This is a genomic window from Citrobacter sp. wls757, assembly GCF_005280935.1.
GTDB lineage: Bacteria > Pseudomonadota > Gammaproteobacteria > Enterobacterales > Enterobacteriaceae > Citrobacter > Citrobacter portucalensis.
Genome location: NZ_SZWU01000060.1, coordinates 599,114 through 613,209 on the forward strand (window position 1 = coordinate 599,114; position 14,096 = coordinate 613,209).

The following is a 14,096-nucleotide window of genomic DNA, read 5'->3' on the forward strand; positions in this document are numbered from 1 at the left end:
GCCCTTACGCAGCGCTGGCATCACTTTGGTCCAACCATCGAAGCGCAGAATACGACCACGCGCTTTCAGACGGAAATCACCCGCACCCACGGTCAGGGTGGTAGAGTCATATTTCGCTGGCGTCATCTGACAAGCAACAAACTGGCGCCAGATCAGCTGATACAGTTTTTGCGCATCGGCTTCCATATCTTTCAGCGACTCCGCCAGTACGGCGACATCGGAAGGACGGATAGCTTCGTGTGCTTCCTGCGAGTTCTCTTTGCTGGCGTACTGGTTCGCGCTCTCCGGCAAATATTTTTTGCCAAAATTATCACTGATGTAATCGCGAACCATAGTGACAGCATCCTGGCTCAGGTTGGTTGAGTCAGTACGCATGTAAGTGATGTAACCCGCTTCATACAAGCGCTGCGCCATCATCATGGTTTTCTTCACACCAAAGCCCAGACGCGTACTCGCAGCCTGCTGTAGCGTGGAGGTAATGAACGGTGCGCTCGGCTTGCTGCTGGTCGGTTTATCTTCACGTTCCAGGACGCTATAGCGCGCTTTTTCCAACAGGCTAACAGCGGCAAGCGTTTGTTCCCGATTTACAGGACGGAACGGTTTATCATTTTGATGCGTCACCTCAAGCGGCAACGCGTCGCCGCCCGGCGTGGTCGTATTAGCATCAATTTCCCAGAACTCTTCTGGAACAAATGCTTTGATTTCGCGTTCACGCTCAACCACCAGACGCACAGCCACAGACTGTACGCGACCGGCAGACAGACCACGCGCAATTTTTTTCCACAGCAGTGGCGACACCATATAGCCCACAACACGGTCCATAAAGCGGCGCGCCTGTTGCGCATTAACACGATCGATGTTCAACTCGCCCGGTTTTTCAAACGCCTGGCGAATAGCATTTTTGGTAATTTCGTTAAACACCACGCGGCTGTAGCGGGTGTCGTCGCCACCGATGACTTCCCGCAGGTGCCATGCAATGGCTTCCCCTTCGCGGTCAAGGTCGGTTGCGAGATAGATGTGGTCGGCTTTTTCAGCCAGTTGCTTCAGTTCAGAAACAACTTTCTCTTTACCAGGCAGCACTTCATAGCGCGCATCCCAGTTGTGCCACGGGTCAACACCCATACGGTTGACGAGAGCGCCACGTTCATCCTTTTTGGGCTTTTTAGCCGTTTTGGTGGAGGTTGAGTCGGCGCTCTTTTTAGTTGCTGAGCCACTGGTCGGCAAATCACGGATATGACCGACGCTGGATTTCACCACGTAGTCATTACCCAGATACTTGTTGATCGTTTTGGCTTTTGCCGGGGACTCAACGATGACAAGAGCTTTACCCATATTCACCTTTACCTAATTTGATTCTTCCAGAATGCGTCGCACGTTGATTCACCTTCCACTGGCGACGAGACATCGATATGGTCTCTGCGTCGGCGGATATCAACCCCTTAAACTGTTTCGCGCTTGTAATGTAACTCTCATGTAACTGAGTTAACAGGCTTTTTTTCTCACAAACGCTCTAGCACGACGAAGTATTGGTCGAATGTCAAGCAAATCTGTTGCCAGATTGACGAAAGCGTCACACTGTACCTGATAAAATGCGTTACGCAACTTTATTAGCATGCAAAAACAAATCTCGCCAGTTGTAACACTGTCGTAAAACCTTCATTTATGTCAGGGAATATTTGCCCATAAGGCGGGCTCAGCGTAGACTAATGTCCTTGTTTAAGGAGTAAATCATGCATAAAGACACTCAACCCATCGATCGCGAAACACTGCTGATTGAAGCCAACAAAATCATTCGTGAGCATGAGGACACGCTGGCGGGGATTGTCGCCACCGGCGTTACGCAGCGAAACGGCGTGCTGGTTTTCAGCGGAGATTACTTTTTAGACGAGCAAGGGCTACCAACGCCCAAAAGTACGGCTGTGTTTAATATGTTTAAACACCTGGCGCACGTACTTTCTGAAAAGTATCACTTGATCGATTAACTCGAGAAATAATTTGCCGGATGGCGGCAACACCTTATCCAGCCTACATTGATGCCTATTTGTAGGCCGGATAGGATATGTGAGCATCGCTATCCGGCAATGACAATTTTACATCAGTGGCTTCTGCCCCCGCTGCCACCAGCGCATCAGCAAACGATCGGCGCTCTCCGCCGCACTACCGGTAAAACGATCCATCAGCTTTTTACGCTGCAGATAGCGAACGTTCAACACTTCACGACCTTCCATCAGCCCGAGGATCACCTCATCGCTGGTGTTGATCTCATCCACCAGCCCATTTGCCAGCGCCTGTTGACCAAACCAGTGTTCACCCGTGGCAACCTGCTCAATGTCCAGAGTCGGGCGCATACGATGGACAAAATCTTTAAACAAATGATGTGTTTCGTTCAGATCTTCACGGAATTTCTGCCGCCCTTCTTCCGTGTTCTCGCCAAGCAGCGTCAGCGTACGCTTGTACTGTCCGGCGGTGTGCAGTTCGATATCAATATCTTTCCCTTTCAGGAAGCGGTTAAAGTTCGGGATCTGCGCCACCACGCCAATTGAGCCGACGATAGCAAACGGCGCCGAAACAATTTTATCTGCCACGCAGGCCATCATATATCCGCCGCTCGCAGCGACTTTATCTACCGTGACGGTCAGTGGGATCTGCTTATCGCGCAGGCGTTGTAACTGGGACGCAGCCAGGCCATAACCATGTACCACACCGCCCGGGCTTTCCAGACGAACCACCACCTGATCCTGAGGTTTAACAACCGCCAGCACCGCCGTCACCTCTTCGCGTAATGCGCTGACCTCATGGGCATCCATACTGCCTTTAAAATCAAGCACCCATACACGAGGTTTATCTGATGACGTACTGTCACCCAGTTTTGCTTTTGCCTTGGCAGCCTTCGCCTCCAGCTTCTGTTTCTTTTTCTGCGCCTTATGCCAGAATTTTTGCTGATGCCCATCCAATAAGGCCAGCGACAGGTCTTCCTTCATCTCTTTATATTGATCGCTGAGGTTAATAACCCGCAATTCCCCACGCTGACGTTTGCGTTGTGTCGCGTTTACGATCAGCATCACCACCACTGCAATAGCCACCACGACAGTGACAATTTTTGCCAAAAACAGCCCATATTCAGACAACAATTCCACGAGACCCACCTTGGTTAAACAACGCGACTTCCGCTCAGTGTACAACAGGCGTGTCACCTCGTCTTGCTTCATACATCCAGTGCTGAATCAGTAAAAAGCATGACAAAGCGTTCATTTTGCGGTGTTATTGCCTTTGGCTGATTGAAAAAGAACAGGGTTTAAGGCATAAAGCCCAAAAGTTATTGCGAACGAGATGGCCAGGGCGTCGCCGAGGAGTAGCCGTGCATTACCAACCTAAACAAGACCTTTTACAGGGCCGCATTATTCTTGTCACCGGTGCCAGCGATGGTATCGGACGCGAAGCCGCGCAGACCTATGCACGCTATGGCGCGACCGTTATCCTGCTTGGGCGTAACGAAGAAAAACTGCGTCAGGTTGCCCGCACTATCGCCGATGAAAACGGAACACAACCACAGTGGTTTACACTGGATTTACTGACCTGTACCTCTGAAGAATGTCACCAGCTTGCGCAACGCATTGCCGCACATTTCCCGCGTCTGGATGGCGTACTGCATAACGCCGGATTACTCGGCGATATTTGCCCAATGAGTGAACAAAACCCGCTGGTCTGGCAGGATGTGATGCAGGTAAATGTGAATGCCACTTTTATGCTGACTCAGGCATTGCTGCCGTTGTTACTCAAATCCGATGCCGGATCGCTGGTCTTTACCTCTTCCAGCGTTGGCCGCCAGGGACGCGCCAATTGGGGTGCATATGCCACCTCAAAATTTGCAACCGAAGGGATGATGCAGGTTCTGGCTGATGAGTATCAAAACCGTCATCTGCGCGTAAACTGTATCAATCCTGGTGGAACACGAACTGGCATGCGAGCCAGTGCATTCCCCACGGAAGATCCACAAAAATTGAAAACTCCCGCCGATATTATGCCGCTCTACCTGTGGCTGATGGGCGATGACAGCCGCCGTAAAACCGGTATGACTTTTGACGCCCAGCCGGGCCGTAAACCAGGAATTGCCCAATGAGTGAAGAACGCTATCAGCAACGTCAACAGCGCGTAAAAGATCGGGTTGACGCACGCGTTGCCGCCGCTACGGACGAGCGCGGGATCATCATCGTATTCACCGGAAATGGTAAGGGTAAAACCACCGCCGCATTCGGTACCGCCACGCGCGCGGTGGGCCACGGTAAAAAAGTCGGCGTCGTACAATTTATTAAAGGTACGTGGCCAAACGGAGAACGTAACTTACTTGAACCCCACGGCGTAGAGTTTCAGGTTATGGCAACAGGATTTACCTGGGAAACGCAAAACCGTGAGTCCGACACCGCGGCCTGTATGGCCGTGTGGGAACACGGCAAGCGGATGCTAGCCGACGATGAACTGGATATGGTGGTGCTGGACGAGCTGACCTATATGGTGGCATACGACTATCTGCCGCTTGAAGAGGTCATCACTGCCCTAAACGCGCGCCCTGCCCATCAAACGGTGATTATCACCGGCCGTGGATGTCATCGCGATATTCTGGAGTTAGCGGATACGGTCAGCGAGCTGCGCCCGGTCAAGCATGCGTTTGAAGCGGGCGTGAAGGCCCAGATAGGGATTGATTACTGACAGTAGGCCGGATAAGGCGCTTGCGCCGCATCCGGCTCCACGCTAACGCCTGATGGCGCTTTGCTTATCAGGCCTACTCATAATTAACCGTTGTTGCTACGACCACCCGGACGACGGCTGCTACCGACCTGTGAGTGGCGCTTCACCGCACGACGGATCTGATTTGCCTTCATGCGACGACGATCTTTCTCGACGGCAACTTTAGATGTCGTTTCCGGCTTCAGTTCCACCAGTTCACGCAGATAGTTGGTCTGCGCGAGGTCAAGCTCGGTCCAGCCACCACGCGGCAGGCCTTTCGGCAGCGGGATATCACCGTAACGAACACGAATAAGACGGCTTACCTGTACACCTACAGCTTCCCACAGGCGACGGACTTCACGGTTACGCCCTTCGGTCAGCGTGACGTTATACCACTGGTTGATCCCTTCACCACCGCTGAACTTGATCGTTTTAAATGCCGCCGGACCATCTTCCAGTTGTACGCCACGACTCAGATCGCGCAGTTTTGCATCATCAACCTGACCAAACACACGTACCGCATATTCACGTTCAACTTCACGGCTTGGGTGCATCAGACGGTTAGCCAGTTCACCATCGGTGGTAAACAGCAGTAAACCGCAGGTATTCACGTCCAGACGCCCTACGGCAATCCAGCGAGCATCACGCAGTTTTGGCAAACGATCGAACACGGTCGGACGACCTTCCGGGTCGTTACGAGTACACAGTTCACCTTCTGGCTTGTAATAGGCCAGAACGCGGCAGATTTGCTCCGCAGACTCTTTAACCGAAATCAGATGACCGTCGATACGGATTTTCAGACCCGGAGTGACTTCAACGCGATCGCCGAGCGTGGCAATTTTGCCATCAACACTCACGCGACCCGCGGCAATAATAGATTCGATTTCACGGCGAGAACCGTGGCCAGCGCGTGCCAGCACTTTCTGTAACTTTTCGCTCATAGAGCTTCCTTTAGATGTCGCCTTCACAGGCGTCGAACAGGAGAATCAACGGCGCCAGTCAGCGCCATTTTAAGGCCGCGTAGTATAGCGGTTCGCGCCCTTATAAGAAAGGTTTAACGTCGCCGACGCCTTCACGCAACACCACCGGGGAATCGTCGGTTAAATCGATGACCGTGGTCGGCTGCTGACCGAGATAGCCACCGTGAATAATCAAATCCACCAGTTTTTCCAGACGGTCTTTAATCTCTTCCGGGTCTGACTCAGTAAATTCACTGCCCGGCAGCATCAGCGATGTAGATAGCATCGGCTCGCCCAGTGCTTCCAGCAGCGCCAGCGCAATCGGATTCGATGGCACACGCAGGCCGATGGTCTTACGTTTTTCCTGCAACAAACGGCGCGGAACTTCTTTCGTCCCTTTCAGGATGAAGGTGTAGTTACCCGGCGTGTTGTTTTTAATTAAACGGAATGCCACGTTGTCGACAAACGAATAGGTCGACAGTTCGGACAGGTCACGACACATCAGCGTAAAGTTGTGTCCGTCCGGCAGGTGACGGATGCGGCAAATGCGCTCCATGGCGCCTTTATCTTCAATTTTGCAGCCCAACGCATAACCGGAATCGGTTGGATAGACGATCACCCCACCTTTACGCACGATTTCAACGGCCTGATTGATCAGTCGCTGCTGCGGGTTTTCGGGATGAATATAAAAAAACTGGCTCATACTTTCCTCTCTGTGATCTCGGGCTGCTCCCAAAGTTGCCAGACGCCTTCTACGCCTGCGGGCAACCAAAGTTTACGACCCAACTCAATCCATGGGCAGGGTAGATGAAAATCAGACCCTTGCGATGCCCACAGTTGATGCGAACGCGCAAGCGTCGCCAGATGGGTGCGTTCATTGGGAGACTGCTGGCACTGTGCTACTTCCATCGCATCGCCGCGATGTTCAGCAAAATGTGCAACCAGTCTTTTCAGCCACTTAGCGCTAAGATCGTACCGCCCAGGATGAGCCAGAACAGCCTTACCGCCAGAATGATGAATGACATCAATAGCTTGTTCTATTGTACACCACTGTGGCGGAACGTAACCGGTTTTCCCACGGGCAAGATACTTTTTAAAGACATCCGCCATGGTTGTGGCTTTTCCACATTCCATCAGGAAACGTGCAAAATGGCCCCGCGTAACCGCCCCGCCATCAGCCAGGCGTAACGCCCCTTCCCACGCGCCGGGGATATGCGCTTTGTCGAGTCGTTCGGCAATCAGGCGCGCACGCTGCTGACGACGTTCCGTTTGTTGCGCCAGAAACTCACACATCATGGGATGGGCGATATCAATGTTCAGACCCACTATATGGATCTCATGGTTTTCCCAGACCGTTGATATCTCGACGCCAGGGATCAAATTTAAGGCTAAACCTGAACGTGAAATTTCTTCTCTTGCCGCCGCAATGCCGGCCGTGGTGTCATGATCGGTGATCGCCAGTGTACCGACTCGCATCTCTACCGCACGGTGTACTAAGGCTTCTGGCGTTAATCGCCCATCGGAGGCTGTAGTATGACTGTGCAGGTCATAAATCACTGCGTAATTCGTGTCGCTCAAGGCGGCTCCCGTTTCAATAAATGTCGTATCACGCCCATCATAGCGGTTTCGACAAATATACTGAAATCAGGTGTTGACTTTATTCCATCGAACTAGTTAACTAGTACGCAAGTTCACATGAAGAAGGTATCTGAGATGAAAGCAACATTTGTTCTGCACGGTTGGTGGCGCACTTCCTGATTTCGGGCAGTGTCTTACGTCTGCAATATGCAACCAGATACCCGGCCCGCCAAATGAGCGGGCTTTTTTTTGAACAAAATTAATGAGAATAACGATGCAAACTCAAAAACCGACACTCGAACTGCTTGCCTGCGATGCCGCCTACCGTGAGAATCCGACCGCGCTGTTTCATCAAGTGTGTGGCGCACGTCCAGCAACACTGCTGCTGGAATCTGCAGATATCGACAGCAAAGACGATCTGAAGAGTCTGCTGCTGGTCGACAGCGCATTACGCATTACCGCTCTCGGTGACACTGTCACTATTCAGGCATTGTCCGCAAACGGCGCATCGCTGCTGTCGCTGCTGGATGTTGCCCTGCCCGCTGGCGTTGAGAACGAACAACAGCCGAATGGTCGTCATCTGCGATTCCCTGCCGTCAGCCCACTGCTCGATGAAGACGCCCGCTTATGCTCCCTGTCCGTATTTGATGCATTCCGTTTATTGCAGGAGCTGGTTAATGTTCCAGCGCAAGAACGTGAAGCAATGTTCTTCGGCGGTCTGTTTTCTTACGATCTGGTTGCGGGTTTTGAAGAGTTGCCACAGCTTGAAGCGGGCAACCGTTGCCCTGACTACTGCTTCTATCTGGCAGAAACGCTGATGGTTATCGACCACCAGAAAAAAAGCACCCGTATTCAGGCCAGTATTTTTACCCCCAATGATGCGGAAAAACAGCGTCTTAATGCTCGTCTGGCGCAATTGAGCCAGCAGCTTACCGAGCCTGCGCCGCCGTTGCCGGTCACTGAAGTCCCGCAGATGCGCTGCGAGTGCAATCAGAGCGATGAAGAGTTTGGCGCCGTAGTTCGTGGCATGCAAAAAGCGATTCGCGCAGGCGAAATTTTCCAGGTGGTGCCATCCCGCCGTTTCTCGCTGCCCTGCCCATCTCCGCTGGCGGCCTACTATGTGCTGAAGAAAAGTAACCCCAGCCCATACATGTTTTTCATGCAGGACAACGATTTCACGCTGTTTGGCGCCTCCCCGGAAAGCTCGCTGAAATATGATGCCACCAGCCGCCAGATAGAGATCTACCCGATTGCTGGTACTCGCCCGCGCGGTCGTCGTGCGGACGGTTCGCTTGATCGCGATCTCGACAGCCGTATCGAGCTGGAGATGCGTACCGACCATAAAGAGCTTTCTGAGCACCTGATGCTGGTTGACCTTGCGCGTAACGACCTGGCGCGCATCTGTACGCCTGGCAGCCGCTATGTTGCTGACCTCACAAAAGTCGATCGTTACTCCTTCGTTATGCACCTGGTTTCGCGCGTGGTCGGCGAATTGCGTAGCGATCTGGATGTTCTGCATGCTTACCGCGCCTGTATGAATATGGGCACGTTAAGCGGAGCGCCAAAAGTTCGCGCCATGCAACTTATCGCCGAGGCAGAGGGTCGTCGCCGTGGCAGCTACGGCGGTGCGGTAGGTTACTTCACGGCGCATGGCGATCTGGATACCTGTATTGTCATTCGCTCCGCCCTCGTGGAAGACGGTATTGCCACCGTACAAGCCGGTGCCGGGATTGTTCTGGATTCTGTACCGCAGTCTGAAGCCGATGAAACCCGTAATAAAGCGCGTGCGGTTCTGCGTGCTATCGCTACCGCGCACCACGCACAGGAGACCTTCTAATGGCTGACATTCTGCTGCTTGATAACATCGATTCTTTTACCTACAACCTGGCGGATCAGCTGCGTACTAATGGTCACAACGTGGTGATTTACCGCAACCATATTCCGGCCCAGACGTTGATTGACCGCTTAGCAACCATGAAAAATCCGGTGCTGATGCTTTCTCCAGGACCAGGCGCGCCAAGCGAGGCAGGTTGCATGCCGGAGCTGTTAACCCGTTTGCGCGGCAAGCTGCCAATCATCGGTATTTGTCTGGGACACCAGGCCATTGTTGAAGCCTATGGTGGATATGTGGGTCAGGCCGGAGAGATCCTGCACGGCAAAGCGTCCAGCATTGAACACGACGGTCAGGCGATGTTTGCTGGTCTGGCGAATCCGCTGCCGGTGGCACGCTATCATTCGCTGGTTGGCAGCAACGTTCCTGCCGGATTGACCATTAACGCCCACTTTAACGGCATGGTGATGGCGGTGCGTCACGATACCGATCGCATCTGCGGCTTCCAGTTCCATCCGGAATCAATTCTGACCACCCAGGGCGCGCGTTTGCTGGAACAAACGCTGGCCTGGGCGCAACAGAAGCTTGAACAAACCAATACGCTGCAACCCATTCTGGAGAAACTGTATCAGGCCCAGACGCTGTCCCAGCAGGAAAGTCACCAGTTGTTTTCCGCAGTCGTTCGCGGTGAACTGAAGCCGGAACAACTGGCTGCGGCGCTGGTGAGCATGAAAATTCGTGGCGAACACCCGAATGAAATTGCCGGTGCGGCAACCGCGCTGCTGGAAAACGCCGCCCCGTTCCCGCGCCCTGATTATCTGTTTGCCGATATTGTCGGTACCGGCGGCGACGGCAGCAACAGCATCAATATTTCTACCGCCAGCGCCTTTGTTGCGGCGGCTTGCGGACTGAAAGTTGCCAAACACGGCAACCGCAGTGTCTCCAGCAAGTCTGGCTCTTCGGATCTGTTAGCGGCATTTGGCATCAATCTGGATATGAACGCTGATAAATCCCGTCAGGCTCTAGACGACCTCGGGGTGTGCTTCCTGTTTGCGCCGAAATATCACACCGGTTTTCGCCATGCCATGCCGGTACGCCAGCAGTTGAAAACCCGCACGCTGTTTAATGTGCTCGGCCCGTTGATTAACCCGGCGCATCCGCCGCTGGCGCTGATCGGCGTTTACAGCCCGGAACTGGTGCTACCGATTGCTGAAACGCTGCGCGTGCTGGGATATCAACGAGCAGCCGTGGTGCACAGTGGTGGCATGGACGAAGTTTCGCTGCATGCGCCGACCATTGTGGCAGAGCTGCACGATGGGGAAATCAAGAGTTATCAACTGACGGCAGAAGACTTTGGTTTGACGCCTTACCACCAGGAACAGCTGGCTGGCGGCACGCCGGAAGAAAACCGTGACATTCTTAGTCGCTTGTTACAAGGTAAAGGTGAAGCCGCTCATGAAGCTGCTGTTGCCGCGAATGTCGCCATGTTAATGCGCCTGCACGGTGAAGAAGATTTAAAAGCCAATGCGCAAACCGTGATTAATGTACTGCGTAGCGGTGCGGCCTATGACCGCGTCACTGCACTGGCAGCAAGAGGGTAAATGATGCAAACCGTTTTAGCGAAAATTGTCGCAGACAAGGCGATTTGGGTAAAAGCCCGCAAACAGCAACAACCGCTGGCCAGCTTTCAAGATGATGTTCAGCCTGGCTCACGTGATTTCTACGATGCGCTGCAAGGTGCACGCACCGCCTTTATTCTGGAATGCAAAAAAGCATCTCCATCAAAAGGCGTGATCCGTGATGACTTCGACCCGGCACAGATTGCGAGCATCTATAAACATTATGCTTCCGCGATCTCCGTACTGACCGATGAGAAGTATTTCCAGGGGAGCTTTGATTTCCTGCCTATCGTCAGCCGCATCGCACCGCAGCCGATTCTGTGTAAGGACTTTATTATCGATCCTTACCAGATTTACCTGGCGCGTTTCTATCAGGCGGACGCCTGTTTGCTGATGCTGTCGGTGCTCGATGATGAGCAATATCGTCAACTCGCCGCCGTCGCCCACAGCCTGAAAATGGGCGTACTGACCGAAGTCAGTAACGAAGAAGAGCTGGAGCGTGCTATCGCACTGGGCGCCAAAGTCGTTGGTATCAACAACCGTGACTTACGCGACCTGTCGATTGATCTGAATCGCACCCGTCAACTGGCACCGCGACTGGGTCATGGTGTGACCGTCATCAGCGAGTCCGGCATCAATACTTACGGTCAGGTGCGCGAGCTCAGCCACTTCGCCAACGGTTTTCTGATTGGCTCTGCGCTGATGTCGCATGATGATCTGCACGCCGCCGTGCGTCGCGTACTGCTCGGCGAGAATAAAGTCTGCGGTTTAACCCGGGCTCAGGATGCAAATGCGGCATACGAAGCGGGTGCCATTTACGGCGGCTTGATTTTTGTCCCCACATCACCGCGCGCGGTCAACGTAGCACAGGCGCGAGAGGTCATGACCGGCGCGCCGCTGCAATACGTCGGGGTGTTTCGCAACTCAGATATTACCGACGTGAGCGCAACAGCGGCGGAGCTGGGACTAACTGCCGTGCAACTGCACGGTAACGAAGACCAGTCCTATGTTGACGCCCTGCGCGACTTACTGCCCGCACAGGTGCAAATCTGGAAGGCACTCAGCGTCAGCGAGACGTTGCCAGCCCGTGATTATCAGCATGTCGATAAATACGTCTTCGACAACGGCCAGGGCGGCAGCGGTCAACGCTTCGACTGGTCACTTTTAGGCGGACAATCGCTGGATAACGTTTTACTGGCTGGCGGACTCGGCGCAGATAACTGCGTTGACGCGGCAAAAACCGGCTGTGCCGGTCTCGATTTCAATTCTGGCGTAGAGTCACAGCCGGGCATCAAAGATGCACGTCTTCTGGCTTCGGTCTTTCAGACGCTGCGCGCATATTAAGGAAAAAGACATGACAACATTACTCAATCCGTACTTTGGTGAATTTGGCGGTATGTATGTGCCACAGATTCTGATGCCTGCCCTGCGCCAGCTGGAAGAAGCTTTTGTCAGCGCACAAAAGGATCCTGAATTTCAGGCGCAGTTTACAGATCTGCTGAAAAACTATGCGGGTCGCCCAACCGCACTGACCAAGTGCCAGAACATTACTCAAGGCACCAACACGACGCTGTATCTCAAGCGCGAAGATTTACTGCACGGCGGCGCGCACAAAACCAACCAGGTGCTGGGTCAGGCGTTGTTGGCGAAGCGCATGGGTAAAACGGAAATCATCGCCGAAACAGGCGCGGGTCAGCACGGTGTTGCATCTGCTCTCGCCAGCGCACTGCTGGGGTTGAAATGCCGTATTTACATGGGCGCGAAAGATGTTGAACGTCAGTCGCCTAACGTTTTCCGTATGCGTTTGATGGGCGCTGAAGTTATCCCCGTTCACAGCGGTTCCGCAACGCTGAAAGATGCCTGTAACGAAGCGCTTCGCGACTGGTCTGGTAGCTACGATACCGCGCACTACATGCTCGGTACGGCGGCTGGTCCTCACCCCTTCCCGACCATTGTGCGTGAGTTCCAGCGCATGATCGGTGAAGAAACCAAGGCGCAGATTCTGGAAAAAGAAGGCCGTCTGCCGGACGCCGTTATCGCCTGCGTGGGCGGCGGTTCTAACGCCATCGGGATGTTCGCCGATTTTATTAATGAAACCAGCGTCGGTCTGATTGGCGTAGAGCCAGGCGGTCACGGGATTGAGTCTGGAGAACACGGCGCGCCCTTGAAGCATGGTCGTGTCGGGATATACTTCGGCATGAAGTCCCCAATGATGCAGACTGAAGAAGGACAGATTGAAGAGTCTTACTCTATTTCTGCAGGGCTGGATTTCCCATCGGTCGGGCCACAGCATGCATACCTGAACAGCATTGGTCGCGCCGATTATGTTTCAATCACCGATGATGAAGCACTGGAAGCCTTCAAAACGCTGTGTCTGCACGAGGGAATTATCCCGGCACTGGAGTCCTCCCATGCCCTGGCGCACGCGTTGAAAATGATGCGTGAGAATCCAGAAAAAGAGCAGTTGCTGGTGGTTAATCTCTCCGGTCGCGGCGACAAAGACATTTTCACCGTACACGATATTTTGAAAGCGCGAGGGGAAATCTGATGGAACGTTACGAAAACCTGTTTGCACAGCTGAAGGACCGCAAAGAAGGCGCTTTTGTCCCCTTCGTAACCCTGGGCGATCCGTCTGTTGAGCAGTCACTGAAAATCATTGATACGCTGATTGAAGCTGGTGCCGACGCGCTTGAGCTCGGCATTCCGTTCTCCGATCCGCTGGCAGACGGTCCGACCATACAGGAAGCCACCCTGCGAGCGTTTGCCGCCGGCGTTACACCGTCGCAATGCTTTGAAATGCTGGCGCTGATTCGCCAGAAGCATCCGACAATTCCCATTGGGTTGCTGATGTATGCCAACCTGGTCTTTAGTAAGGGCATTGATGAATTTTACGCCCATTGTGAGAAAGTCGGTGTGGATTCTGTGTTGGTAGCCGATGTGCCGGTTGAGGAGTCAGCTCCGTTCAGAACCGCAGCGCTGCGCCACAACATCGCGCCGATTTTCATCTGCCCGCCGAACGCTGATGAAGAACTGCTACGCCAGATTGCCTCTTATGGTCGTGGCTACACTTATCTGCTTTCACGTGCAGGTGTAACCGGTGCCGAAAATCGTGCAGCATTACCGCTGCATCATCTGGTTGAAAAGCTGAAAGAATATGGTGCGCCACCTTCTTTACAGGGCTTTGGTATTTCTGCGCCTGAACAGGTCGCTGGTGCTATTGAAGCCGGTGCTGCCGGTGCAATTTCCGGCTCGGCAATTGTGAAAATCATTGAGAAAAATGTTGCGGCACCGGAACAGATGCTGGCTGAGCTGAAAGCGTTTGTCAGCACGATGAAAGCCGCCACCCACCAATAAGCTAAATCAACCGCCAGAAATTTCTGGCGG

At 53.4% G+C, this 14,096-nt stretch carries 14 protein-coding genes and 1 other annotated feature; of the genes, 9 read left to right on the forward strand and 5 right to left on the reverse strand.

Annotated features, from left to right (window positions below; genetic code table 11):
- Positions 1–1,332: type I DNA topoisomerase (gene topA / locus FDW94_RS24460; RefSeq protein ID WP_249358595.1), on the reverse strand; the 1,332-nt coding region annotated here is incomplete at its 3' end.
- A 398-nt stretch (positions 1,333–1,730) separates the two neighbouring features.
- Between topA and FDW94_RS17745 the strand changes: the two genes are divergently transcribed.
- Positions 1,731–1,982, forward strand: a complete 252-nt coding sequence (locus FDW94_RS17745; protein ID WP_003020616.1) for a YciN family protein — start codon at positions 1,731–1,733, stop codon at positions 1,980–1,982.
- Positions 1,983–2,090: 108 nt separating this feature from the next.
- Here FDW94_RS17745 and sohB read toward each other — a convergent pair whose 3' ends face one another.
- The gene (sohB, locus tag FDW94_RS17750; RefSeq protein ID WP_032934465.1) at positions 2,091–3,137 is read right to left on the reverse strand and encodes a protease SohB; all 1,047 of its coding nucleotides are present in this window, start codon (positions 3,135–3,137) and stop codon (positions 2,091–2,093) included.
- A gap of 221 nt (positions 3,138–3,358) precedes the next feature.
- Here sohB and FDW94_RS17755 point away from each other — a divergent pair, with 221 nt between their 5' ends.
- Both FDW94_RS17755 and cobO read left to right on the forward strand, forming a co-directional pair.
- The gene (locus tag FDW94_RS17755; RefSeq protein WP_048216262.1) at positions 3,359–4,120 is read left to right on the forward strand and encodes a YciK family oxidoreductase; all 762 of its coding nucleotides are present in this window, start codon (positions 3,359–3,361) and stop codon (positions 4,118–4,120) included.
- Positions 4,117–4,707 carry a cob(I)yrinic acid a,c-diamide adenosyltransferase gene (gene cobO / locus FDW94_RS17760; RefSeq protein ID WP_003833333.1) on the forward strand — a complete coding sequence of 197 codons (591 nt, stop codon included), beginning with the start codon at positions 4,117–4,119 and terminating at the stop codon, positions 4,705–4,707. Before FDW94_RS17755 ends, cobO begins: the two co-directional genes overlap by 4 nt.
- An 83-nt stretch (positions 4,708–4,790) precedes the next feature.
- Here cobO and rluB read toward each other — a convergent pair whose 3' ends face one another.
- The 3 genes from rluB to rnm all read right to left on the reverse strand — a co-directional run bounded on the left by rluB (position 4,791) and on the right by rnm (position 7,262).
- Positions 4,791–5,666: a 23S rRNA pseudouridine(2605) synthase RluB gene (gene rluB / locus FDW94_RS17765; RefSeq protein ID WP_003020625.1), complete on the reverse strand. Its 876-nt coding sequence runs from the start codon at positions 5,664–5,666 to the stop codon at positions 4,791–4,793.
- A 100-nt stretch (positions 5,667–5,766) separates the two neighbouring features.
- The gene (locus FDW94_RS17770) at positions 5,767–6,387 is read right to left on the reverse strand and encodes an L-threonylcarbamoyladenylate synthase (protein WP_003833336.1); all 621 of its coding nucleotides are present in this window, start codon (positions 6,385–6,387) and stop codon (positions 5,767–5,769) included.
- Positions 6,384–7,262 carry an RNase AM gene (gene rnm, locus FDW94_RS17775; RefSeq protein WP_008784938.1) on the reverse strand — a complete coding sequence of 293 codons (879 nt, stop codon included), beginning with the start codon at positions 7,260–7,262 and terminating at the stop codon, positions 6,384–6,386. Before rnm ends, FDW94_RS17770 begins: the two co-directional genes overlap by 4 nt.
- Before the next feature lie 135 nt (positions 7,263–7,397).
- On the opposite strand from rnm, the gene trpL reads away from it, so the two are divergent.
- The 6 genes from trpL (at position 7,398) to trpA (ending at position 14,066) form a co-directional block, all read left to right on the forward strand.
- Positions 7,398–7,442 (forward strand): trp operon leader peptide, encoded by a 45-nt coding sequence (trpL, locus tag FDW94_RS17780; protein WP_012905981.1) that lies wholly within the window; start codon positions 7,398–7,400, stop codon positions 7,440–7,442.
- Positions 7,419–7,513: a sequence feature (Trp leader region), on the forward strand. (Overlaps the previous gene by 24 nt.)
- A 23-nt stretch (positions 7,514–7,536) precedes the next feature.
- Entirely contained in the window at positions 7,537–9,099 is a 1,563-nt protein-coding gene (locus tag FDW94_RS17785; RefSeq protein WP_079935306.1) for an anthranilate synthase component 1, read from the forward strand.
- The gene (gene trpD / locus FDW94_RS17790; RefSeq protein WP_137377976.1) at positions 9,099–10,694 is read left to right on the forward strand and encodes a bifunctional anthranilate synthase glutamate amidotransferase component TrpG/anthranilate phosphoribosyltransferase TrpD; all 1,596 of its coding nucleotides are present in this window, start codon (positions 9,099–9,101) and stop codon (positions 10,692–10,694) included. The genes FDW94_RS17785 and trpD overlap by 1 nt, the downstream gene beginning before the upstream one ends.
- Positions 10,695–12,056, forward strand: a complete 1,362-nt coding sequence (trpCF, locus tag FDW94_RS17795; protein WP_249358597.1) for a bifunctional indole-3-glycerol-phosphate synthase TrpC/phosphoribosylanthranilate isomerase TrpF — start codon at positions 10,695–10,697, stop codon at positions 12,054–12,056.
- Positions 12,057–12,066: 10 nt separating this feature from the next.
- Positions 12,067–13,260: a tryptophan synthase subunit beta gene (gene trpB, locus FDW94_RS17800; RefSeq protein ID WP_003020645.1), complete on the forward strand. Its 1,194-nt coding sequence runs from the start codon at positions 12,067–12,069 to the stop codon at positions 13,258–13,260.
- Positions 13,260–14,066: a tryptophan synthase subunit alpha gene (trpA, locus tag FDW94_RS17805; protein ID WP_008784942.1), complete on the forward strand. Its 807-nt coding sequence runs from the start codon at positions 13,260–13,262 to the stop codon at positions 14,064–14,066. Before trpB ends, trpA begins: the two co-directional genes overlap by 1 nt.
- Positions 14,067–14,096: the final 30 nt, after the last annotated feature.

Excerpts from the sequence above, each read along its gene's own strand:
- FDW94_RS17745 (WP_003020616.1), top strand. The coding sequence starts at position 1,731 with ATGCATAAAGACACTCAACCCATCGATCGCGAAACACTGCTGATTGAA.
- cobO (WP_003833333.1), top strand. The coding sequence starts at position 4,117 with ATGAGTGAAGAACGCTATCAGCAACGTCAACAGCGCGTAAAAGATCGG.
- rluB (WP_003020625.1), bottom strand. The coding sequence starts at position 5,666 with ATGAGCGAAAAGTTACAGAAAGTGCTGGCACGCGCTGGCCACGGTTCT.
- FDW94_RS17770 (WP_003833336.1), bottom strand. The coding sequence starts at position 6,387 with ATGAGCCAGTTTTTTTATATTCATCCCGAAAACCCGCAGCAGCGACTG.
- FDW94_RS17785 (WP_079935306.1), top strand. The coding sequence starts at position 7,537 with ATGCAAACTCAAAAACCGACACTCGAACTGCTTGCCTGCGATGCCGCC.
- trpD (WP_137377976.1), top strand. The coding sequence starts at position 9,099 with ATGGCTGACATTCTGCTGCTTGATAACATCGATTCTTTTACCTACAAC.
- trpCF (WP_249358597.1), top strand. The coding sequence starts at position 10,695 with ATGATGCAAACCGTTTTAGCGAAAATTGTCGCAGACAAGGCGATTTGG.
- trpB (WP_003020645.1), top strand. The coding sequence starts at position 12,067 with ATGACAACATTACTCAATCCGTACTTTGGTGAATTTGGCGGTATGTAT.
- trpA (WP_008784942.1), top strand. The coding sequence starts at position 13,260 with ATGGAACGTTACGAAAACCTGTTTGCACAGCTGAAGGACCGCAAAGAA.